General features: G+C 70.1%; 23 protein-coding genes. 13 read left to right on the plus strand and 10 right to left on the minus strand.

Annotated elements, in window-relative coordinates:
- Positions 1–57: 57 nt before the first annotated feature.
- On the minus strand, positions 58–1,470 hold the full coding sequence (locus tag ACFT32_RS29805; RefSeq protein ID WP_382495435.1) for a hypothetical protein: 1,413 nt from the start codon (positions 1,468–1,470) through the stop codon (positions 58–60).
- Between the two features lie 18 nt (positions 1,471–1,488).
- Positions 1,489–1,959 carry a GtrA family protein gene (locus ACFT32_RS29810; RefSeq protein ID WP_382495437.1) on the minus strand — a complete coding sequence of 157 codons (471 nt, stop codon included), beginning with the start codon at positions 1,957–1,959 and terminating at the stop codon, positions 1,489–1,491.
- A 96-nt stretch (positions 1,960–2,055) separates the two neighbouring features.
- Between ACFT32_RS29810 and ACFT32_RS29815 the strand changes: the two genes are divergently transcribed.
- Positions 2,056–3,039 (plus strand): glycosyltransferase family 2 protein, encoded by a 984-nt coding sequence (locus tag ACFT32_RS29815; protein ID WP_382495439.1) that lies wholly within the window; start codon positions 2,056–2,058, stop codon positions 3,037–3,039.
- Between the two features lie 91 nt (positions 3,040–3,130).
- On the plus strand, positions 3,131–3,697 hold the full coding sequence (locus ACFT32_RS29820; protein ID WP_382495441.1) for a hypothetical protein: 567 nt from the start codon (positions 3,131–3,133) through the stop codon (positions 3,695–3,697).
- Between the two features lie 106 nt (positions 3,698–3,803).
- Here ACFT32_RS29820 and ACFT32_RS29825 read toward each other — a convergent pair whose 3' ends face one another.
- Positions 3,804–4,715 carry an alpha/beta fold hydrolase gene (locus tag ACFT32_RS29825; RefSeq protein ID WP_382495442.1) on the minus strand — a complete coding sequence of 304 codons (912 nt, stop codon included), beginning with the start codon at positions 4,713–4,715 and terminating at the stop codon, positions 3,804–3,806.
- Positions 4,716–4,830: 115 nt separating this feature from the next.
- Between ACFT32_RS29825 and ACFT32_RS29830 the strand changes: the two genes are divergently transcribed.
- Positions 4,831–5,451: a TetR/AcrR family transcriptional regulator gene (locus tag ACFT32_RS29830; RefSeq protein WP_382495444.1), complete on the plus strand. Its 621-nt coding sequence runs from the start codon at positions 4,831–4,833 to the stop codon at positions 5,449–5,451.
- Between the two features lie 20 nt (positions 5,452–5,471).
- Entirely contained in the window at positions 5,472–5,996 is a 525-nt protein-coding gene (locus ACFT32_RS29835; RefSeq protein WP_382495446.1) for a GNAT family N-acetyltransferase, read from the plus strand.
- A 9-nt stretch (positions 5,997–6,005) separates the two neighbouring features.
- Here ACFT32_RS29835 and ACFT32_RS29840 read toward each other — a convergent pair whose 3' ends face one another.
- Positions 6,006–6,518 (minus strand): DUF2165 domain-containing protein, encoded by a 513-nt coding sequence (locus tag ACFT32_RS29840; RefSeq protein ID WP_382495448.1) that lies wholly within the window; start codon positions 6,516–6,518, stop codon positions 6,006–6,008.
- An 83-nt stretch (positions 6,519–6,601) separates the two neighbouring features.
- On the opposite strand from ACFT32_RS29840, the gene ACFT32_RS29845 reads away from it, so the two are divergent.
- The 3 genes from ACFT32_RS29845 to ACFT32_RS29855 all read left to right on the plus strand — a co-directional run bounded on the left by ACFT32_RS29845 (position 6,602) and on the right by ACFT32_RS29855 (position 10,638).
- The gene (locus tag ACFT32_RS29845; protein ID WP_382495450.1) at positions 6,602–9,124 is read left to right on the plus strand and encodes a tetratricopeptide repeat protein; all 2,523 of its coding nucleotides are present in this window, start codon (positions 6,602–6,604) and stop codon (positions 9,122–9,124) included.
- A 195-nt stretch (positions 9,125–9,319) separates the two neighbouring features.
- Positions 9,320–9,505, plus strand: a complete 186-nt coding sequence (locus ACFT32_RS29850; protein ID WP_382495452.1) for a hypothetical protein — start codon at positions 9,320–9,322, stop codon at positions 9,503–9,505.
- A gap of 11 nt (positions 9,506–9,516) precedes the next feature.
- A complete protein-coding gene (locus ACFT32_RS29855; protein ID WP_382495454.1) occupies positions 9,517–10,638 on the plus strand; it encodes a serine hydrolase domain-containing protein in 1,122 nt (373 codons plus the stop codon).
- A 3-nt stretch (positions 10,639–10,641) separates the two neighbouring features.
- Here the strand turns inward: ACFT32_RS29855 and ACFT32_RS29860 are convergent, their stop codons facing one another.
- Positions 10,642–10,824, minus strand: a complete 183-nt coding sequence (locus ACFT32_RS29860) for a DUF397 domain-containing protein (RefSeq protein ID WP_382495456.1) — start codon at positions 10,822–10,824, stop codon at positions 10,642–10,644.
- The gene (locus tag ACFT32_RS29865; RefSeq protein WP_382495458.1) at positions 10,821–11,633 is read right to left on the minus strand and encodes a helix-turn-helix transcriptional regulator; all 813 of its coding nucleotides are present in this window, start codon (positions 11,631–11,633) and stop codon (positions 10,821–10,823) included. The genes ACFT32_RS29860 and ACFT32_RS29865 overlap by 4 nt, the downstream gene beginning before the upstream one ends.
- Positions 11,634–11,747: 114 nt before the next feature.
- On the opposite strand from ACFT32_RS29865, the gene ACFT32_RS29870 reads away from it, so the two are divergent.
- From ACFT32_RS29870 to ACFT32_RS29885, 4 genes are all read left to right on the plus strand, one after another.
- Positions 11,748–12,197 carry an ATP-binding protein gene (locus tag ACFT32_RS29870; protein WP_382495460.1) on the plus strand — a complete coding sequence of 150 codons (450 nt, stop codon included), beginning with the start codon at positions 11,748–11,750 and terminating at the stop codon, positions 12,195–12,197.
- Positions 12,198–12,212: 15 nt separating this feature from the next.
- The gene (locus ACFT32_RS29875) at positions 12,213–12,512 is read left to right on the plus strand and encodes a hypothetical protein (protein ID WP_382495462.1); all 300 of its coding nucleotides are present in this window, start codon (positions 12,213–12,215) and stop codon (positions 12,510–12,512) included.
- Between the two features lie 323 nt (positions 12,513–12,835).
- Positions 12,836–13,609 (plus strand): helix-turn-helix domain-containing protein, encoded by a 774-nt coding sequence (locus ACFT32_RS29880; protein ID WP_382495464.1) that lies wholly within the window; start codon positions 12,836–12,838, stop codon positions 13,607–13,609.
- Positions 13,610–13,647: 38 nt separating this feature from the next.
- Positions 13,648–13,989, plus strand: coding sequence for a hypothetical protein (locus ACFT32_RS29885; protein WP_382495465.1), 342 nt, complete (start codon positions 13,648–13,650; stop codon positions 13,987–13,989).
- Here the strand turns inward: ACFT32_RS29885 and ACFT32_RS29890 are convergent.
- Positions 13,958–14,473 (minus strand): GNAT family N-acetyltransferase, encoded by a 516-nt coding sequence (locus tag ACFT32_RS29890; RefSeq protein WP_382495467.1) that lies wholly within the window; start codon positions 14,471–14,473, stop codon positions 13,958–13,960. The genes ACFT32_RS29885 and ACFT32_RS29890 overlap by 32 nt on opposite strands.
- A 156-nt stretch (positions 14,474–14,629) precedes the next feature.
- Between ACFT32_RS29890 and ACFT32_RS29895 the strand changes: the two genes are divergently transcribed.
- Entirely contained in the window at positions 14,630–15,745 is a 1,116-nt protein-coding gene (locus ACFT32_RS29895) for an ADP-ribosylglycohydrolase family protein (RefSeq protein ID WP_382495469.1), read from the plus strand.
- Positions 15,746–15,793: 48 nt separating this feature from the next.
- Here ACFT32_RS29895 and ACFT32_RS29900 read toward each other — a convergent pair whose 3' ends face one another.
- Entirely contained in the window at positions 15,794–17,365 is a 1,572-nt protein-coding gene (locus tag ACFT32_RS29900; RefSeq protein WP_382495471.1) for a sodium:solute symporter family protein, read from the minus strand.
- Between the two features lie 126 nt (positions 17,366–17,491).
- Positions 17,492–18,280 carry an SDR family oxidoreductase gene (locus tag ACFT32_RS29905; RefSeq protein ID WP_382495473.1) on the minus strand — a complete coding sequence of 263 codons (789 nt, stop codon included), beginning with the start codon at positions 18,278–18,280 and terminating at the stop codon, positions 17,492–17,494.
- Between the two features lie 90 nt (positions 18,281–18,370).
- Between ACFT32_RS29905 and ACFT32_RS29910 the strand changes: the two genes are divergently transcribed.
- Positions 18,371–19,210: a hypothetical protein gene (locus tag ACFT32_RS29910; protein WP_382495475.1), complete on the plus strand. Its 840-nt coding sequence runs from the start codon at positions 18,371–18,373 to the stop codon at positions 19,208–19,210.
- A gap of 12 nt (positions 19,211–19,222) precedes the next feature.
- Here the strand turns inward: ACFT32_RS29910 and ACFT32_RS29915 are convergent, their stop codons facing one another.
- Positions 19,223–21,088, minus strand: coding sequence for an MFS transporter (locus tag ACFT32_RS29915; RefSeq protein WP_382495477.1), 1,866 nt, complete (start codon positions 21,086–21,088; stop codon positions 19,223–19,225).
- Between the last annotated feature and the right edge of the window lie 9 nt (positions 21,089–21,097).

Consider the following 21,097-nt stretch of genomic DNA (forward strand, 5'->3'; position numbering starts at 1 on the left):
CCTGCCAGGCCTGAGGGCCTGTCGGTCTGCCGGACCGACAGCCTGCCGACCGACGATCTACTGACCCCCGGCATCCGCCGGCTGATGTGCCGTCAAGGCGCGGTCGGTCCGGGTGCCGGGGCTCTTCGGTGGTGGGGGCGTCGCGTCCCGGCCCAGCCAGAGCAGCGGCAGGCCCAGGGAGCAGGCGATCGCCGGCCAGTAGACGTAGCGGTAGTCCGTCGCGGGCATGATCGGCAGATAGCCCAGGATGTAGGCCGCCGAGCTGATGCCCAGTGCCCGGACCGGCATCGAGAACACGCCCTTGCCCGGGCGGACGGCCAGCACCAGTGCCACGGCGAGCCAGAACCAGCCCCGGAACAGCCAGCGCAGGTCCCCGGCCATGCCGTCGACGTATGTGCCGAGCATGTCCTCCAGACGGGGGTGCGCCACCTCGATGCCCAGGTCGTTGCGGGTGATCCCCGCCTTGTAGTGATAGCCGGTCTCGAACAGCAGACTGGCGAAGAGCCGCAGCCGGTATTGGAGATACCCCGGCACATGCCCGCTCATCTCGTCCAGCCACAGGGACGTGATCTCGCCCGAGTCCCCGCGCAGTCCGTCCGCCGGGCGGGCGTAGCAGGCCCAGTAGGCATCCGACAGGGCGCCGACGCGTCGGCACTCCTCGGCGGCGGACACCAGCCGGTCCCTGAGACCGGGTGACACGTCCGCCGACCGGAGTTCGTCCACCCTCAGGACGTGGACCAGGTCGTCGATCATGATCTGCGCGCCCTGTTTCGTCTCCAGGGGCCGGGCGAAGAGGGAGATGGCGGCGGCCGGCACGACCAGGGCGGCCACGAGTGCCGCCGTGCACATCACCCACGTACGGCGTCCGGGAGCGCGCCACAGCGCGAGGACCAGCATGACGAAGACGGGGATCGCGGCGAAGAAGGCGTTCTTGCGCACCAGCATGGCGTACGCGAGGAACAGCACGCCCAGCCCGAGCAGCCCCCACCGCAGGGCGGGACGGCGAAGGTCCCGGTCCCGCAGCCGCAGCCCGGTGAACGCGACCGCGCACGCGGCGAGCAGCGCGAACGCCGCGTGGACGTCCTTCCACACCACCCCGACGAACGTCAGTACGAAAGGGGTCAGTCCGAGCCCCAGCACGGCGAGTGAACCGGCGCGCCTCCCGGTCAGCTTGTAGACGCACCAGGCCAGCGTCCAGAGCGCGCCCCAGAAGAGCAGTGACTGGACAACGGCCATGGACGCGAACGACCCGGTCACGGCGATGAGCGCACGCCACGCCAGGCTCAGCACGGGAGGGTGCCAGTCCGTCAGGGGCAGCTTCCCCTGGGCCTGGCGGAGCTGATCGAGGCTGTCGGGACTCAGGTAGCCCGGGGCGAAGACGAGGATCGTGCCCAGACAGCAGGCCGCGGCGACGGCGGCCAGTACCCAGACCCAGCGCCGCACCCGCGGCATCCATCCCATTTGTCCCATAAGTCGGATGCTAACGGCTCAGGGAGCGACGAAGACGTAGCGCCGATAGGCGTAGAAGCGGAACAGGGTCGCGAGCACCCAGCCGAAGATCCGGGCGGTGTTGTCGCTGAGCGCAGAGTCGAGCCCGAGCAGCTGCCGGGAGGCGAAGACCGTGCCCGCGGTGATGGCGAGCCCGACGCCGTTCGCCACCAGGAACAGGACGAGTTCGTGGGTCACCTTCTCGCGGTGCTGGTCGCGATAGGTCCAGTAGCGGTTCCCGCCCCAGCTGAAGAGCGCGGCCGCCGCCGTCGCGACGACGGACGCCTGCACCGGGGAGGTCCGCATCGGCCCGCCCTCCGCGCCGCCGGGCAGGCCGAAGACGAGCAGGTTGTAGCCGCCGTTGTCCACGACGAAGGCCAAGGCGCCGACGACTCCGAACTTGGCGGCCTCGCGCCAGATGCCCTTGACGGCGTCACGCGCACGCAGCGCGACAGTTGCGAGGACCGGCACACGGTGACACTAACGGCCCGGCGCGCCCCCACCGACCAGACCCGCCCATATCGCATTATTTTCGTCGTATTCGGTACCGGTTCGAGAGGAGCAGCCGTGCAACCGACGATCGCGTGTGTCGTGCCGTGTCACAACGAGGAGGCGGCCATCGGCAAGGTGGTCCGCGACCTGCGGGCGGCCCTCCCCGAGGCCGTCGTCTACGTGTACGACAACGCCTCCACCGACCGCACGGTGGAGATCGCCCGGGGAGCGGGCGCGATCGTCCGGGAGGAGCCCCGCAAGGGCAAGGGCAATGTCATCCGGCGTGCCTTCGCCGACGTCGACGCCGACGCGCTGCTCCTGATCGACGGCGACGACACCTACGACGCCACACGCGCCCGGGACCTGGTGGACCTGCTCTTCGAAGGGCCCTACGACCAGGTCGTCGGCGCCCGCCGGGTGACGGCCGACGGGGCATACCGGGCGGGACACGCGGCAGGCAACAAGCTGCTCACCGGGGCCGTGCGTTCCCTGTTCGGCAACGACGTGACCGACATGCTCAGCGGCTACCGGGTCTTCTCGCGGCGCTTCGTGAAGTCCTTCCCGGCGCTGGCGAGGGAGTTCGAGACGGAAACCGAGATGACGATCCACGCCCTGCATCTCCGCCTCCCCACCGCGGAGGTCGTCACGGACTACCGGGTCCGGCCCGCCGGCGGCGAGAGCAAACTGCGCACCTACCGGGACGGCTGGCGCATCCTGCGGGTCATCCTCGACCTGGCACGGCGCGAGCGCCCCTCGCTCGTCCACACCGTGATCGCGGGCGTGCTGGCCCTGGTCTCGGTCATCCTCGGCATCCCCGTCATCGCCGACTTCATCGAGACGGGCACCGTGCCCCGGGTCCCCACGGCCGTCCTCGCCGCCGCCATCATGACCATCGCGGCGCTCGTCCTGCTCGTGGGCTACATCCTCGAGTCCCTCATGCACATGCGGCAGGAGCAGTCCCGGCTCGTGCACCTCTCCTACCCGGCCCCCGCCCGCGCGCCGCTCCACACCGCCCATGGCGCCGGCACCGGCCCGGTACCGGTCCGCAAAGCCCCCTGAGGCCCCCTGAGGCCGCCAGGGGAGGAGCGGGCGCGCAGTACGATGATCCGAGCCCCGATGTCCGTGCGGGGTCCGGTGACTGAGGAGATGCGTGCCCGTGCCTGCCCGACTTCCTTCGTGGGCCTGGACGACCGGGCTGACCGTGGGAGCGATAGCCGCGGTGACGGTCCTGGCCGTGCAGGCGGACCGGGGCCCGCACCCCACCGCCTCCTCGGCCAAGCCGAGCAGCGCGGCGTCGGCGGGCGTGCGGCCCACCCCCTCCGCGTCCGCCCCGACCCGGGTGCCCGACGGCTCCGGCACCGGCCGGCGCGTCGTCTACTCCCTCGGCGAGAAGCGGGTGTGGCTGGTCGACGCGAGCGAGGGAAGCCGCCGTACGTTCACCGTGTGGCCGGGCACGGTCAGCCCCGACCCCGGCTCGTACACGGTGTCGTCGCGCACCGAGGGCACGACCGGCTCGGACGGCGTCCAGATCGAGCACATCATCTACTTCGCCGCGAAGTCCGGCGTCTCCGTCGCCTTCTCCAACGCGGTCGACGGCGCCTCACCGCCGCCCGCCGCCTCCGGCACGAAGACGGGCGGGGTCCGGATGCGGAAGGCGGACGGCACGGCACTGTGGGCGTTCGGCACGGTCGGCACGACGGTGACCGTGGTCAAGTGACTTGCGCCTCGGGCTGAGGCCCGAGGATTCCGGCCTTCTTGATCGCTGCTCTGCCTCCCCCAAACTCTCAACTGCGTTCGAGCAGGCCCGTCGGCGTGGGCGGTTGTCAGTCGACGGAGGCCATGAAGTCCAGCATCCTGCGGTTGACCTCATCCGCGTGGTCGATCTGCGGCCCGTGGCCCGTGTCGGAGATGATCTCGGCGCGGGCGCCGGGGATCAGGCGCGGCACACGCTCCACCTGCCGCTGTGGGTGCACGAGGAGACTTCGCTTGCCGAGCACCAGGTAGAGCGGAGTCCGGATGGTGGACAGCTCCTCCTTGGAGAGGGGAAGCGGCGACGGGCGGCGGATGCGATAGGCGCGAACCGCTGTTCTGATCATCGTGCGCAGTTCCGGAACGACGAGAACCGGTTGTTCCAGCCAGGCCGCCAGTCGCGGGCGGAACGCCTTGGGTGCGAACATCGCGAAGAGGCCGGCGAAGATCCAGACGAAGAAGCGCAGCCCCACTTTCTCCAGGCCGCCGGGGTCGAGCGGCGTGACCGAGGCGAGGCGATCGGGCCTGCGGTGCGCCTGGTTCAGGACGAGCCATCCGCCGTAGGAGCTGCCGACGAGGTGTACGCGATCGAGGCCGAGCCCGGCCAGTGTCTCGTCCAGCCACTGTGCGGCGCGTTCGGGGTCGTGGATCGGCGCGCGTTGCACGCTGCGACCGGGGTCACCCGGGGTGTCGATCGCGTAGACCGGGCGCTCCGAGCTGAGGGCGGGCGTGTTCGGGTACCACATGGCGGAGCAGGAGCCCGCCCCGTGCACCAGGACGACGGGGGTGCGGGATCGGGCGGCCTCGTCCGTGGGGCCGTAGCGGTAGACGTGCGTGGTGCCGAAGGACGTCTCCACGTCCTCTTCCGCGAACGCGGACGCTCCCAGTGCGTAGACCGCGTCGCAGGCCGCGAAGTGGCGCTCCCGCCAGGCATCGCTCACGTAGCGGCCGACATCGGCCTGGGGTCGGGCAGCGGTCTCGGGCATGGCCACCTCCGGCGTCTCAGTTTCGTGATACGAACGTATCACGATGTTGGTACGGTCGTATCATCAAAAGGCCCCACGGAAGCCACAGCAGGAACGACGAGCGGAGAACCGGCAGATGCCCAAGCGCGTAGACCACGCAGAACGGCGCACCGAGATCGCCGAGGCCCTCGTCCGGGTCGCCGGCCGACGCGGGCTGCATGCCGTCGGGATGCGCGATGTGGCAGCGGAAGCGGGCGTATCGCTGCGGCTGGTGCAGTACTACTTCCAGACCAAGGAGAAGTTGTTGCTCTTCGGGCTCGAGCTTCTGGCGGAGAGATTCGGGGAGCGGGTCTCTGCCCGTGTACGGGCCGCCGGGGACAGTCCAGGTCCGCGCGCGATGGTCGAGGCGCTGCTGATGGCGGCGCTGCCGACGGACGACGAGAGCCGCACCTTCCACCACCTCTACACTTCGTACGCGGTTCTGGCCGTGAACGACCCGGCGCTCGCAGCCCAGCCCTTCATCAAAAACCCTGACGCCGCCGAAGATGCCCTGACCGAACTCCTTCGGCAGGCGCAGGAAGCGGCACTGCTCGAGCCCGGTGTGGACGCACGGTTGGAGGCGGCCGGCCTGCTTGCCATGTCTGCGGGGCTCGGCACCAGCGTCCTTGTCGGCCAGCGCAGCCCGGAGTCCGCGACCACAGTCCTGGGCCACCACCTGAACCGAATCTTCCGCACCGGTGATGCGGTCTCGACATGAGGGGCCGGAGCCCGGCAGCCGTGGAGCTGAAGACAGATCGGCTGTTGCTGAGACGCCCAACCACAGCCGATGTCGACGCGATCTTCGCCGTCCACAGTGATCCTGAGACCTGTACCCACAACCCGTCCGATGCGCTCGCCCGGCTTGAGGAAGCGGAGGCACTCTACCGGCGTTGGGACGACCAGTGGCAGCAGTACGGATATGGGTACTGGGTTGTCCGGCACCACGGCTCCGCTCAGCAGCTCGGATTCTGCGGAATCAAGCCCATGGAACTGCACGGGGCCCCGGTCCTGAACCTCTTCTACCGTTTCGCCACCTCAGCCTGGGGCCAAGGCTTCGCCGGCGAGGCGGCAGGCGCGGTTGCCACCTGGGCATCCCGTCACCTGCCCGACCTCCCGCTGATCGCCCGCGTTCGACCAGCCAACGTCGCGTCTCAGCGCGTGGCGACACGCGCCGGGCTCAGCCGAGCACAGCATCTCGACGCCGAGGGATATGACGGCTTCGACTGGATCTACGTTGCCCAACCGCGAACAGGGCGACAGTAACGGCAGCGCTCAGGAAGCGGGCGTCTCCGTCCGCGCGACCGGCAGCTGGTTGACGATCAGCACGACACCGCTGAACAGGAAGACACGGGTCGCCGCGTCCAGCCCGTTCCAGCTCTTCGACTGCCACATCGAGAACCACTCGCCGCCGATCCCGATGAATCCGGCCCCGAACAGCAGCATCACCATCAGCAGCCCGTAGGTCGACAACTGCCGGGCACGCCGCTGATCACGTCTGCCCCACAGCCAGCTCCCGGCTATGAGGACGAACGCGGCGACGGTCTCCCACGCGATGATCGCGATGTAGGCGGCGTCCTGTAGCGCCTCGCTGGTGATGGCCCGCCACATCAGGTCCTCGTCCTTGAACGTGGTGTCCATGGCCAGCACATGCCGGACGAACTGCTGGTTGGTGCCGAAGTCGGTGATGTTCCCGAAGGCGACGAGCGCCATGTAGAGGGCGATGGTGGCGGTGAGCAGCATGGCGGCAAGAGGCAGCGTGCCGCGTGAAGTTGGGGAGGTGGCCATGCCGATCATTCTCCCCGGACGCCGGGGCGAGCGCGAGACACTGATGACGTAAGCCGACCGGGCGAGACGAGGGGAACGTACGGATGGCGCAGACGGGACCGTCGATGCAGGACCTGATACGGCAACGCACCCGGGCCGGCTTCGTCGGCCGGAGCGCCGAACGGGCCCTGTTCCGTGCGAACTTCGCCACCGCCCCGCACGACGAACGCCACCGCTTCCGCTTCCATGTGCACGGCAACGCGGGCGTCGGAAAGACCTTCCTGCTGCGGGAGCTGGAGCAGATCGCCCGTGAACAGGGCGCGCTGACCGCGTACGTGGACGACAGCGCCGGCAGCGTGCCGGAGGTGATGGCGGAGATCAGCCGGCAGTTCGCCACCCAGGGGCGGCGGTTGAAGGAACTGGACCGACTGCTCGCCGCCCACGAGGAGCGCCGCCACGAGGCGACCGTGGCCGCGCTCGCCGCACTGGACGGGCAGACGGAGGACACCGGCCCGTCGACGGGCGGGAGAGTGGTGGCCCGGGGCGGCATGGTCGCGCTGGGGATGGTCCCGGTGGTCGGCCCCCTCGCGGGCATGCTCGACGCGGAGCAGTTCGCGGGCGGGGTGGACCGGCTCCGGGAGAGCGTGATGGCCCGCTTCCGCAACCACGAGGACGTGCAACTGGTCTTCGCCCCGGAGCAGGTGCTGACACCCGTGCTGCTCCGTGAACTCACGGACGCGGCGGCCTCGGCCCCCTGGAGCGCCCTGTTCTTCGACACGTACGAGCGGACGGCTCCGTACCTGGACCAGTGGCTGCACGAGACGATGACGACCGACCGCCACGGTGCCGTGCCGGCCACGGCCGTCGTGGTCACGGCGGGCCAACGCCCCTTGGGCGCGACCCGTTGGGGCGGTGTGCGGGACTTCGTGGCGGAGGTGCCCCTGGCCCCCTTCACCGAGGCCGAGGCCCGCGGTCTGCTGGCCGGCAAGGGAGTGACCGACGAACCGGTCGTCGAGGAGGTGCTGCGCCTCACGGGCGGCCTCCCCGTCCTGGTCTCCACCCTCGCCGAGTCCCGCCCCACGGACGCGGAGGACGTCGGCGACCCGAGTGCCACGGCGGTCGACCGCTTCCTGAAGTGGGAGCAGGACCCGGCCCGTCGGGACGCCGCGCTGTCCTGCGCGCTGCCGAGGTGGCTGGACGGGGATGTGTTCCGGGCGGCGGCCGACTGCCCGGAGGAGGAACTGACGCCTCTCTACGCGTGGTTGCGGGGCATGCCGTTCGTCGTCGAGCGCGGCGGGGGGCGGCTGCGCTACCACGACGTCGTACGGGCGCCGATGCTGCGCGCCGAACGGCGACGGTCGCCACGCGGATGGGCCGAGCGGCAGCGACGGCTGGCGCGGACGTTCCGGGAATGGCGGGAGGAGACCGAACGGGGGGATACCGGACGAGGGCTGGAAGATCTCTGGGCGGACGACACCTGGCGGGACCTGCGCCAGGCCGAGTCGTACCACCTCCTCTGCGCGGGTGAGCGGGACGCACTGCCGCAGGCGCTGAGGGACTTCGTCCACGCCTGTGACGCCGGTGAGGTCATGGCCGTGCGATGGGCACGTGTCCTGGTGGACGCCGGACAGGACGCCGACGTGGAGACGGTGGCCGAGTGGGGGACGAAGCTGACGGACGCACTCGACGCGGAGGGGATCGGCGCGGCGCTCGGCCTGCTCCTGAGCCGTGCGGTACTCGACGCGCCGGCCCAGGCCCGCGCCCGAGTCGTCCGGGGCGACGAACTGCGCGGCGAGGGCGCGTACGCGGCGGCCCTCGCCGAGTACGACCGGGCCGTCGCCCTCGATCCGGGACTCGCGGTCGCCTACCGCTACCGGGCCGGAGTCCGCGGGGACCTGGGCGACCACGACGCGGCGATCGCCGACCTGGACCGGGCCGTGGCGCTGGAACCGGGCCGCGCCTGGTACGTCGCCCTGCGCGGCGAACACCACCGCATCGCCCGGCACGACCCGGAGGCGATCCGGGACCTGAGCGAAGCGATCCGCCTCGACCCGGCCAACGAGTTCGCCTGGGCGTCCCGGGGCGCCACGCACGAACGCCGCGGGGACCTGGACGCCGCTCTCGCCGACCTGGGCCGGTCACTGGACCTCAAGCCGGACTACGCCTGGGCGCTCGCCCGCCGCGCCCGGGTGTGGCGGGGCCTGGGCGACTCCGGCCGTCAACTGGCCGACCTCGACCGTGCCCTCACCCTGACCCCCGACTGGCCGTGGGCCCGCTGCGAACGCGGTGACGCCCTACGTGCGGCCGGCCGCGACGAGGAGGCCGTCGCCGACCTCGACCACGCGCTCGCCCTGGACCCCGCCTACACCTCGGCCTACGCCAGCCGGGGCGCGTCCCTGGCCCACCTCGGCCGCCACGCCGAGGCCCTGGATGACCTGAACCGGGCCGTGGAACTCCGGCCGGGCTACGTCTGGGCGCTGTGCCGCCGGGCCGCGCTCCACGCGACCATGTCCCGGCCCGAGAAGGCCCGGGCCGATGTGGAACGCGTACGCGAACTGGATTCCGGCGCATGGGAACGTCTTTCGGATACCGACCGCGCGGTACTGGAGCCGTTCCTCGCCGGATGAACAACGTGCGAATTACCTGTGTGCGACGGTAATCGGGCCGTGACCCGGAGAGTGGTCGTCGGGTATTCTTCAGGCCAAGAGGCTTGTGATCCGGTCGAGTTATCCCTGACGTTCCCGGACCACAGTCGTATTTCTTCTCCCCTCTCCTTTTTCACCCTCACCACCCCGAAACCCCCGTATTCAAAGGAGGCACCGGTGTTCGACGAGCGCAAAGAAGCGGAAATGAGGCTGTACTCGGAAAGGCTGGCCAAGGAACTCGCCTCGAAGAAGAAGCACGAAGAGGAGTCCACGGCTGACACTGACCCCATTCCCGATGGTGTACATGAGTCCACCCCTGAGACGGAGGACAGCCGGAGCGAGAAGCCTCAGCCCTCCCCGTAGCGTCCTGAGCCATGAAGATCCCTGCCTTACTCCTGGCCCTTCTCGCGGGCGTGGCCGTCGCCGCACCTCACCCCACCGCTCATGCGGCCACGCGGGACTGCGAGGCCCCTCCGGGACTGCAACACGCACTGGATGAGCTCACAGGGAGACACCAACTCGCCGGAGCGGCGGTCGAGGTGGTCGACCCGGCCTGCGGCCCGTGGGCCTCCGCCGCAGGCAAGGCCGATCTGCGCACCGGACGGCCGATGAACGCCGAGGACCGTCTCCGTATCGGCAGCATCACCAAGACCTTCACCGCCGCCACCGTCGTGCAACTCGCGGACAGGGGACGCCTTTCTCTCGACGCGACCGTGGAGGACTATCTCCCCGGACTCGTCCAGGGCAACGGCTACGACGGCCGCGACATCACCGTGCGGCAGCTCCTCCAGCACACCAGCGGACTGCCCGACCACGGTGACTCGCTCGCCGACGCCGACATCGACTGGCTGCGCCATCACCAGTCCACGCCGAGGGAACTGGTGAAACGAGCACTGAAACTGCCGCCGCCCAAGGGCACATGGCACTACTCGACCACGAACTACATCCTGGCCGGCATGGTCATCGAAAAGGTCACGGGCCGCCCGGCGGAGAAGGAGATCTCACGGCGGATCATCAAGCCGTTGAAACTGCGCGACACCTACTGGCCCGGCAACTCCGAGCACATCCGCGGCCGCCACTCCCGCAGCTACTTCACGACCGAGCGCGTGGACGGCACCGAGTGGAACACCTCGGCGGGGGGTGTGGGCGGCGCGCTGATCTCCACGCCCAGGGACGTGAATAAATTCTTCGCGGCGCTGCTGAACGGCCGTCTGTTGTCCGGGCGCGGGCTGGCCGAGATGCGGAACACGATCCCGGGCGACCCGGACCGACTGGGCCCGGACGGCCGCTACGGTCTCGGCCTGGTCACCTCGCCCCTGTCCTGCGGAGGCCACTGGACCGGCCACACCGGCTCCGTGCGGGGCGGCCACAACAACCTGGCAGCGGTCGCCCCCGACGGCCGACAAGTCACCCTCGTCATCAACGAAGCCCCACCGACCGACGCGAGCACCACGGCGTTCCTGGCCGCGGTCGACACCGCGCTCTGCGCGGACTGAGGATCAGCGTCCCGCCGCGAACTCCAGGAACTCGGACCAGGCGCCGCCGGTGAATGCCAGACGGGCGCCTTCCTTGTTCTTGGAGTCGCGGATGTGGATGGTGGGGTGGGATATGGCGACCTCGACGCAATCAGGACCGTCATTGCTGCTGTAGCTGCTCTTGAACCAGTCGAGTTCGATGGTCACGTCTCTTCTCCCAGAACTTTCTCAATGAAGGCCAGGGACTCCCGGGGCGAGAGGGCCTGGGCCCGGATCATTCCATAGCGCATGTCGAGGATCTGGGCCTCCCGCGGGTCGCTGATCACCCGGTTGTGCAGCTGAGCCTCGAAGTGCCCCAGTGTCTTGCCCTCCTGGAGCTTCAGCACCCGGAACGGCCCCGCCATACCCGCGTGGTCCTCCCGGTCCGTCGGCATGACCTGGATCGACACATGCCGCAACTTAGCGACCTCCAACAGGTGTTCGAGCTGTTGACGCAGCACCATTCTGCCCCCGATCGGCCTCCGTAGCGTCGACTCTTCCTGGACAAAGGTGATGAGCGCTCGCGGCACGCGATCGAAGACGGCCTTCCGTGCCATGCGTGCGGCGACGTGCCGCTCGATCTCGTCCTCCGTGAACGCGGGCCGCCGCATGCCGTACAACGCCTGGGCGTACTCCGGTGTCTGGAGCAGTCCGTGGATCTGGTGGTTGTCGTAGGCCCCGAGTTCGACGGCCTCCTCCTCCAGCTTGGCCAGGTCCCTCACCTTCTTGGGATACCGGGCCTTCTCCACGTCCTCCTTCATCGCGGCGAGTTTGCCGCCCGCACCCAGCACCTCATCCGCCTTGTCCAGGAAGTCCGGCTTGGGAACGCGCCGTGCGCGCTCCACCGACGAGACCATCTCCTCCCCGTACCCGATGGCGGAGCCCAGCTCCGCCTGCCGCATCCCCGCTGTCTCGCGCCACATCTTGATCTGCCGGCCGACCGTCCTGAGTACGGCCGCCGCTTCCTCGTCCTCCACGCTTCCCCTCCACTGACGTACGAGCCGTACGACCTCGTGATACGCCCGGACAGTCACGCTCCGTACTGAGGTCGTTGCTGTTCAGAGTAGGAACGAGCGACCACGCTGGGTGACATGAGTCAGAAATCCCTCGCGGAAATCACCACCCCCGTACGCCACTTCGCGATCCAGTTGTCCGCCACTCGAAGAGGTGCTCGACTGGCACGGCTGCTCACCGAACGCCAACTCGACGAGTGGGGCGAGCCGTACGACGCGGCCGCGCAGGTGGTGGCGGAGCTGGCGTCCAACGCCGTGCTGCACGGACACGTCCGGGGCAGGGACTTCCGGCTCGGCCTGAAGCTGCGCCCCGACCGCATGCTCCGCATCGAGGTGACGGACGCCCGGGGTGACCGGATCCCGCGCATCCCCGACCCGGTGGAGAAGGACGCAGCGGGCGGCAGGGGCTTGCGCATCGTCGAGGCGTACACGGATCGCTGGGGCGTGACGGAGGCACCGGCGAACACGAAGACGGTATGGGCTGAACTGGCGTTGGGAAACGGCGACTTGTCAGCCTGCTCGACCTAGGGTGATCGGATGGACGTGGGGTCGGTCTTGATAGCCGTGGCCGGTGTGGCGGGAACTCTCGGGGGCGCGCTGCTCACCCAGCGGGGCGCCGAGAAGGCCAAGCGGCGCGAACTGGAGATGACGCAGACCATCCAGGAGGCCGTGAGAATCGTGACCTGCGACGCCGCTGCTACACGGAACTCCACCGCGACGCCCGCCAGTTCTGCACAGCGCTCAGCCGTCATCTGTACGTCCTACGAGACCGCATTCGCCCGCTGTGGCGCAGCACGGCATCTGGTCTCTGATCGCCGCCGCGAGGGAAGCGATGCGGCGTGATCTGGACGTGACGGGCTCCGGGGTGCGACTGCGCTCACCCGACGACCCAGAGGCCGTCATCCGCGACTTCGAGGAGCCGGATCGCGGCCCCTCATGACCCGGCCGGTCCCGACGCCAAAGACCAAAGAACCGGGGAAAGAACCAACCCGCCCCCGCCGCCCCCGCGGCTCACCCGCAGGGGTGAACATCGCCAACTCGGCTGGCGTGGAGGGCAGTCGATGGTGCAGCGTCAGCGCAGACAACCCCACAAACGAATACGGCCCCCGCCGGGACTGCCATCCCACTGCGAGGGCCTGATCACCTAGGAAGCAAGGACCTTCCCGATGACTGACCAGCACCCTAGCGCGCCCGCACGCGCACAGTCCGGCACTTCCGGCGTCCAGCACGTGACGGAACGCCACGACGACCACTTCACCGTCGTCGGAAACCACCTCGCCCAGCACCCGGACCTGTCCCTGACGGCGATCGGCCTGGCGGTCCACATCCAGTCGCTGCCCGCCGGAACACCGGTCGGCATCAAGGCGCTGGCGGCCAAGTTCCAGGAGGGTGAGATCCGGATCGCTGCGGCCCTGCGCGAGCTGGAGGCACATGGTTACCTCGCACGCCCCAGGGAGCGTCTTCAATCGGGGCGAGTCGTAACCCGCACGATCTCGTACAACAGGCCTCGGACGACGGCCCCTGACCGCCCCCGCCCCGCTGCTGCCCCTGCGCCCAGGACGGAAGCTCCCCCGACCTCACCCCACCGCACGGCCACCGACCTCCTCGCCGGACTGCGGGCGCTGGACTCCCGCCTCCTCCTCACCGAACGCGACGTACACCGCCTGGCGCCGGAAGTCACGGCCTGGCTGGAGCGTGGCGTCCCCGCGGCGGCCGTAGCGCGCACGCTGGCGTCCGGCCTCCCGCAGGACGCGATCAATCACCCGGCGGCCTTCCTCGCCCACCGCTTGACCACCCTCCTCCCTCCGCCTCTCCCCGCGGCACCGACACACTCCGAGCCCGCCCTCCGCCCGGACCCGTTCCAGACCTGCGACGGCTGCGAACGAGCCTTCCGCGCCCCTCACCCCGGCTCCTGCCGAGATTGCCGGAAGGCGGCTTAGGCGTGCCGGGGTCGAGTCATGGCCTACCGCTGATCCCCATGCCTCAGCTGACCCCGGACGCGCTGCGTGATGCCGTCGCCCGGATCGCCCCGAGTCGGCTGCCCGCACTCACGCAGCACCTCTTCGAGGCCACCACCAACGCCCAGCAGACCCAGAGCCTCGCCCCCTTGCGCGCCTTCGTGCACTCCTGGGCGGTCTTCGTCGCGATCGAACGACATCCCGCGCGGGCCGAGCGTCTGCGGGAGCTGGAGCGGACCGTCGAGGCAGGCGAAGTGGACCCCACCAACGCCATCACCGAGATCCGCACCATCCGAGAGACCGCAGAGGCAGGACTGCCACGGCCGGGGACTACACCCCGAGTTCCTTCTCCAGCAGCGTGAAGGACTTGGGCGTGCCGCCCGGCTGGGGCTTGCCCTCCTTGTGGCCCGCTATTCGGTAGCCCGCGTCGCGGTAGTACGCGGTGAGCTGCGTGTTGTCGGCCAGGCAGTCCAGGCGTACGTGGGTTCGGCCCGCGGCGGCCACGCGGTGTTCGGCGGCCTCCAGTAGCAGCCGCCCCGTTCCGGGAGCGGACTCCGTCCGGTCCACCATGAGCCGGTGGACATAACCCGCCACGGGCGGCTGCGGCCCCCAGGCGGCCTCGTCCTCCCACCACAGTTCCCAGGCGCCGGCGACGCGTCCGCCGGCCTCTGCGAGCCAGACCTCGCCCTGGGTCATGACCCGGCGGAAGTGGGACTCGTCGAGCTCTCCCGGCTGCCACTGCCCGGTGATGCCCCGGGCCAGCATCCAGCGGGCCGCGTCGTCGCGGAGGCGGACGAGGGTGGACAGATCGGCCTCGGTGGCCGGGCGGGTGTGGAGATCATTCACCCCGGGATCCTCGCACACCTGTCCGAGACGTCGAGTGCTGAGAGCGACGGTCCGTAAGCCTGCCGTGAAGACGGTATTCCGCCCACTGAACCCACGGTCCCCGTTCGATTACAGTGCTGAGCTGTCGTACGTATGGACGGTCCCTGGGAGGTCAAGGTGGGTGCGACTGCCGGCGCCGTCTGGGGCCGTACGGAGCAGCAGGACTTCCGCAGCCGGGTGCGCGGGACGCTGCTCGGCGTGGCCGTGGGGGACGCGCTGGGCACGCCCGTGGACGGGCTGGGGATCGACGGGATCAGGGAGGCGCACGGGGCCGAGGGGCTGGTCGATCTGGCCCCCGCCTACGGCAGACGTGGTGCTGTCACGCACATCACGCAGCTCACCCTGTTCTCCGTGGACGGACTGATCCGGGCCCAGGTGCGCCGCGACACCGGAGCCTGGCATCCGCCGACCGATGTGCACCGGGCGTATCTGCGCTGGGCCGCCACCCAGCGGGACTGGGGACCCGACGAGCGCCGCAAGGACGACGGCTGGCTCGCGCGGGAGGAGTGGCTGTACGCGCGGCGGGATCCCGACCGCTCCCTGCTGCTGGGGCTCGGCGACGAGATCATGGGCACCCCGGAGGCGCCCAAGAACCCCGGTGAGGCCGGGCCCGAGGCCGCCACCCGGTCCGCCCCGTTCGGACTGCTCGTCGGATGGGAGCCGCAGCTGGTCGCGCAGCTCGCCGTCGAGTGCGCGGCGCAGACCCATGGACACCCCACGGCCTCGCTCGCGGCGGGCGCGTACGCCGTGATCGTGCATGCCCTCGCCGTCGGCGAGAGCCTCGACGGTGCCGTGCAGCGCGCCTTCGCGATGCTGGCCGCGCGGCCCGGGCACCAGCCCGTGTCGGACGCCCTCCAGCACGCGCTGGGCGCCGTACGGCAGGGGATGCCAGGCCCGGAGCGCGTGAGCGAGCTGTGCGGGGCCGGTACGGCGGAGAGCCTCGTCGGCGCCGCCGTGTACTGCGCCCTCGTCGCCGCCGACGTCCGGCACGGGCTGTGTCTCGCGGTCAACCACGACGGCCCGTCCGCAGCCACCGGCGCGCTGACCGGCGGCCTGCTCGGCGCCCTGCACGGGGAAACGGCCCTCCCCCCGGCCTGGCTGGCCGAGCTGGAGGGCCGTCCCACCGTCCTGGAGCTGGCCGACGACTTCGCCATGGAGATGACCCAGGGGCCCGCCCTGCACGGGCCCGGGGGGTCGTCGCCGGGCTGGCTCGCCCGCTATCCCCGCGCCTGACCCGGAGAGCAGGCTCACTCCCTCATCGGGCTCACTCCCTCATCGGGCTTACTCCCTGGTCGTCGTCCGTACGACCTCGTCCGCCGGTCCGGCCGGCGCCGGGACCGCCGCGGCCGCCGTCCCGTCCCCGTCCGTGTTGATCTTCTCGATCAGCGCCAGCCGCTCCGGGGTGTCCTCCGGCTTGATGAAGCCGATGAGGATGTAGAGGACCAGGGACACCGCCAGCGGTATCGAGACCTGGTACTGGAGCGGGACGCCGCCCTCGACGTTCCAGTGGATCGGGTAGTTCACCAGCCAGAACGCCAGCAGGCCCATCGACCAGCTGGTGAGCGCCGCCGTCGGGCCGGAGCGGCGGAACGCCCGCAGCAGGCCCAGCATCATCGGGATGGCCATCGGGCCCATCAGACCGGCCACCCACTTGATGACGACCGTGATGATGTCCTTGAACGCGGGGGAGTTGACCTGGGTCGCCGCCGCCATGGACAGACCGAGGAAGACGACCGTCGCGATCCGGGCGACCCGCAGGCCCTGGCTCTGGTTCCACGTCCGTGCCCTGGCCCAGATCACCGGCGCGCAGTCCCGGGTGAACACCGCCGCGATGGCGTTGGCGTCCGAGGAGCACATGGCCATCGTGTGCGAGAAGAAGCCGACGATGACCAGGCCCAGCAGGCCGTGCGGCAGGAGCTGTTCGGTCATCAGGGCGTAGGAGTCGGAGCCGTCCTGCTTCTGCGACTCGACCAGCAGCGGCGACATCCACATCGGGAAGAACAGCACCAGTGGCCAGACCAGCCACAGGATCGCCGAGAGCCGCGCCGACCGCTCGGCCTCCTTCGCGTTCGGCGTGGCCATGTAGCGCTGGGCCTGGTTGAGCATGCCGCCGTTGTACTCGAAGAGCTTGATGAAGAGGAACGCCAGCAGGAAGACCGTGCCGTACGGGCCGACCAGCGGCTTCTCGTGGCCCTGGAGTTCGGGGGAGTCCCAGACCCCGAAGAAGCCCCCGTGGTCGTCGAGCCGAACGAAAACCGCGACGAACATCGCGACGCCGGCCAGCAACTGGATGATGAACTGGCCCAGTTCGGTCAGCGCGTCGGCCCACAGGCCGCCGATCGTGCAGTAGATCGCCGTGATGGCACCGGTGATGAGGATGCCCTGGTTCAGGGAGATCCCCGTGAAGACCGACAGCAGCGTCGCGATCGCCGCCCACTTCGCGCCCACGTCCACGATCTTCAGCAGCATGCCGGACCAGGCCAGCGCCTGCTGGGTCTTCAGGTCGTAACGGTTCTTCAGATACTCCAGCGGGGAGGCCACATGCAGGCGCGAGCGCAGTCGGTTGATGCGCGGCGCGAACAGCTTCGACCCGATGGCGATGCCGAGGGCGATCGGGAAGGACCAGGTGACGAAGGAGGTGACGCCGTAGGTGTAGGCGATGCCCGCGTACCCGGTGAACATCACCGCGCTGTAGCCCGACATGTGGTGGGAGATGCCGGAGAGCCACCACGGCATCTTGCCGCCGGCGGTGAAGAAGTCGCTGACGTTGTCCACGCGTTTGTGCGACCAGACGCCGATCGCGACCATCACGGCGAAGTAGCCGATGAGCACGGCCCAGTCGAGACCGTTCATGTGCGCCCTCCCAGGGGTCAGCCCGGCGCTCATCGTGGGCGCTACCGCGTGAACACGACAAGTGACGGTAAGGTCAAGGAGGGGTAAAAATGTTCGGCGTGATGGCCTTGGTTCATCTACATGAACTCATCGCATCAACTCCCCTGCGTTGACCAGCAATGACTGTCCGGTGATCGCCCGGGCCCGGTCCGACGCCAGGAACACCGCCGCGTCGGCCACATCCGAGTCGGCCGCCAGCTCGGGCAGCGCCATCCGCCCGGTCAGCCGCTCCAGGACCGTCGCCTCGGACACGCCCTCCGTCTGTGCCGTGAACCGCACGTACGCCTGCACCGGCGGCCCCCACATCCAGCCCGGCAGCACGGTGTTGACCCGGATCCGGTGCGGGCCCAGCTCCCGTGCCAGCGAGTACATAGCGCTGGTCAGCGCCCCCTTCGAGGCCGCGTACGCCGCCTGCCGCACCTGGGACGGAGCCGCCACCGCCGACTGCGTCCCGATGAACACCACCGACCCGCCGCCGCCCTTCTTCAGTGCGGGCAAACAGGCCCGGGTCATCCGCAGTGTGCCCAGCAGGTTCACGTCCAGCACGGAGCGCCAGCTCTCGAAGTCCGCGTCCTCGACACCGCCGAAGTAGCTGTCCAGCGCGGCCACATGCACCACCGCGTCGATCCGCCCGAACCGCTCCGCCGCCAGCCCCGCCAGCGCCTCGCACTGCGCCTCGTCGGCGATGTCGGTCGCCCGGTACGCCGTGCGCGCCCCGTCCGGATCGAGCTCGGCGGCCGTCTTCGCCAGGTTCGCCTCCGTCCGGGCGCCGAGCACGGCCCGCCCGCCGTCCCGTACGACGGCCGCCGCGACCTGCCGCCCAAGACCGGCCCCGACCCCCGACACCACGACCGTCTTCCCCGCGAGCAGTGACATGACAGAACCTCCCGAAGCCGGACCGGACCCCTGGCGCTTTATCTGACGGAGCGTCAGAGTATGGGCCTGTCACCGACGAAGGGGAAGGGCATGAGCGACGACACCCGCAGCGAGCTGTACGCCGAACTGGCCGCCGTCGGCCCCTACGGCACCCACCCCGGCCACGCCCTGATCACCATGGTCGAACCGCACCCGGGCCACGAGTACGCCTACAACCGCTGGTACGAGGACGACCACTACTACGCCGGCGCGATGGCCATGCCCTGGATGTACGCGGGCCGCCGCTGGGTGGCGACCCGGGACCTGCAACTCCTGCGCTACCCCGAGAAGTCGGCGATCGCCCAGCCCGTCACGACGGGCTGCTACCTCTCCACGTACTGGATCACCGACGGCCGCTACGACGACCACATGCGCTGGACGGTCTCCATCAACAAGCGCCTCAACCGCGACGGCCGCGTCTACCAGGACCGCACCCATGTCCTCACCGCGTTCCAGGACCACGAGGCGACCGTGTACCGGGACGGCGCGGCGGGCCCGAGGGACCAGCACGCCCTCGACCACCCCTACGCCGGCCTGGTCCTCCAGGTCGTCGAGGCCGACACCCCCGAGCAGCGCGCCGAACTGCTGGAGTGGCTGCGCTCCCGCCACCTCCCCAAGCGCCTCGCGGGCTCCCCGGCGGCCATGGTGACGGCCTTCCGCCCGACCCCGCTCCCCGGCGACCGCATGACCTACGTCAAGCAGGTCGAGGGAGTGGACACCCGCCTGACCCTGCTGTGGTTCCTCCAGACGGACCCGAGGGAATGCTGGGAGGCCCACTTCACGGGCCTCGACGCGGCGGTGGCGGAGTCGGGGCTCGGCAGGGTGGAACTGGTGGCACCGTTCGTCCCTACGGTGCCGGGTACCGACACCTACGTGGACCGGCTCCGCTGAGAACCCAGCGGGTCAGCGCAGTTCCTTCGGGCAGGGAAGCCCCCGGGGGAACTGGTACGGCGCCGCCAGCCGGTACGTCCCGGCCTTCGGGGCGAGGAGTTCCGTCCACCGCACGCCCTGGGCGTCCTCCTCCGTGTCCATCAGGCAGCCGTTGACGTTGACGTACGTCTTCGGCTCGCCCTCGGGACGGTTCCTGGACTCCTCCGTCTCCCGCGGCGGCTTCAGGCTCTTGCCCTCGGAGTCGACGACGCTCAGCCACGGCGTGTACGGGATGCGGATCAGGATCCGGCCCGGCTTCTTCACCCGGAGCACCATCTCGCCCTGCTCGGCCCGCTCGACGACCGTGTTCGGCTCGGCCAGCGGGGTGGGGTCGGTGACCTTGAACAGCTGCCAGTTGGCGTCGCCCCAGACCTGGGTCAGATACGGCAGCCCGCGCTGCACCAGCGCCCGCTCCCGCACCCCGCCGTCGCCGTCCGGCTCGCCCTTCGGCAGCACGACGTAGTGCACGCCCCAGCGTTGCAGCCACTCGCGGTAGTTCGCGGAGTTGAGCGTGTCGTCGTAGAAGAGGGGGTTGCGCTCCATGTCGGCCTGGCGGTTCCAGCCGCGGGCCAGGTTGACGTACGGCGCGAGCGCTGCGGCCTCCCGGTGGGAGCGGGCGGGGACGACCTCCACCCGGCTCTTCTCGGCGCCGACCTCCTGCAACTCGTTGAGCAGCGGCGCCAGCTCGCGCGACCAGGACGCCGCCGGGGCCATGTGCACGACGTCGTCGACCGTCTTGAAGCCGATCCACCCGGCGAAGGCGACCATCGCGACCACGGCGGCGTACCACCTGCGGCCGCGCGGCACCGTGTACGGCAGCGCGGCCACCAGCGCGACGCCGGCGAACAGCATCGCGAGCCGCGTGATGTTGGACCCGATCTGGGAGCTGATCAGCCACACCAGCACCACGCCCAGCCCGTACACCGCCGCCGTCAGCCGGACTGTCTTCCAGTCGTTCGGCACCAGGACGTAGGCGAGGACCGAGAACGCGACCGGCAGGATCACCGAGCCGAATATCATCGGCTGCGTCCCCGAGAAGGGGAACAGCAGCGCGGACACGCCCACCACCGCACTCGGCGCCAGCCCCAGAGCCCACGCGCCCGGCCGCCGCTTCTGCAGGAACAGCGCGACCGCCACCAGGCCCACGAACAGACCCGCGACCGGCGACGCCATGGTGGCCAGCGCGGCCAGCGGCGCCGCGCACAGGGCCTTCGCCCAGCGCTTGTAACGCCACCGGTACGGCCAGCAGAACACGACCGAGACCGCGCCGAGCGCGAACATCATGCCGAGGCCGAACGTCACCCGTCCGGACACCGCGTTGCAGAACAGCCCGAACACGCCCGCCAGCGACGCCCACAGGGGATTGCGGACGGACCTGCTGCGCAGCAGGAGCAGCGTCAGCAGCCCGGCCGACACCGTCCCCGCGATCATCATCGTCGTCCGCACGCCGAGCACCGACATCAGATACGGCGACACGACGCTGTACGACACCGGGTGCATCCCGCCGTACCAGGCGAGGTTGTACGCCGAGTCCGGGTGCCGGCCGACGAACTCGGCCCACGCGTCCTGCGCGGCGAGGTCACCGCCACTGTTCGCGAACGTGAAGAACCAGACGACGTGGAGCACTCCGGCGAGGCCGGTGACGGACAGGACGGGGTGGCGCAGCATGCGCTCACGCAGCGTCAGTACGGCGGTCCGCAGCCGGGCGTCGCGCTCACGGCCGGTCGTGCCGTCAGCGTCCCGCTCGCCGGTCTCCCGCGTCGTGGGCACGCCTATTCGCGGGCCGGATCCCGGGCCCGGATCGGCGTTCTCGGTGCGTGTCGGCTCCGCAGTGGCCACTGAAAGGCA

The organism is Streptomyces sp. NPDC057002 (assembly GCF_042673825.1).
In the GTDB taxonomy this organism is placed as follows: domain Bacteria; phylum Actinomycetota; class Actinomycetes; order Streptomycetales; family Streptomycetaceae; genus Streptomyces.

Coding starts and splice junctions, on each gene's coding strand:
- ACFT32_RS29805 (WP_382495435.1), bottom strand. CDS start 1,470: ATGGGACAAATGGGATGGATGCCGCGGGTGCGGCGCTGGGTCTGGGTA.
- ACFT32_RS29825 (WP_382495442.1), bottom strand. CDS start 4,715: ATGCCCGAGACCGCTGCCCGACCCCAGGCCGATGTCGGCCGCTACGTG.
- ACFT32_RS29830 (WP_382495444.1), top strand. CDS start 4,831: ATGCCCAAGCGCGTAGACCACGCAGAACGGCGCACCGAGATCGCCGAG.
- ACFT32_RS29840 (WP_382495448.1), bottom strand. CDS start 6,518: ATGGCCACCTCCCCAACTTCACGCGGCACGCTGCCTCTTGCCGCCATG.
- ACFT32_RS29845 (WP_382495450.1), top strand. CDS start 6,602: ATGGCGCAGACGGGACCGTCGATGCAGGACCTGATACGGCAACGCACC.
- ACFT32_RS29855 (WP_382495454.1), top strand. CDS start 9,517: ATGAAGATCCCTGCCTTACTCCTGGCCCTTCTCGCGGGCGTGGCCGTC.
- ACFT32_RS29870 (WP_382495460.1), top strand. CDS start 11,748: ATGAGTCAGAAATCCCTCGCGGAAATCACCACCCCCGTACGCCACTTC.
- ACFT32_RS29880 (WP_382495464.1), top strand. CDS start 12,836: ATGACTGACCAGCACCCTAGCGCGCCCGCACGCGCACAGTCCGGCACT.
- ACFT32_RS29885 (WP_382495465.1), top strand. CDS start 13,648: ATGCCTCAGCTGACCCCGGACGCGCTGCGTGATGCCGTCGCCCGGATC.
- ACFT32_RS29900 (WP_382495471.1), bottom strand. CDS start 17,365: ATGAACGGTCTCGACTGGGCCGTGCTCATCGGCTACTTCGCCGTGATG.
- ACFT32_RS29905 (WP_382495473.1), bottom strand. CDS start 18,280: ATGTCACTGCTCGCGGGGAAGACGGTCGTGGTGTCGGGGGTCGGGGCC.
- ACFT32_RS29910 (WP_382495475.1), top strand. CDS start 18,371: ATGAGCGACGACACCCGCAGCGAGCTGTACGCCGAACTGGCCGCCGTC.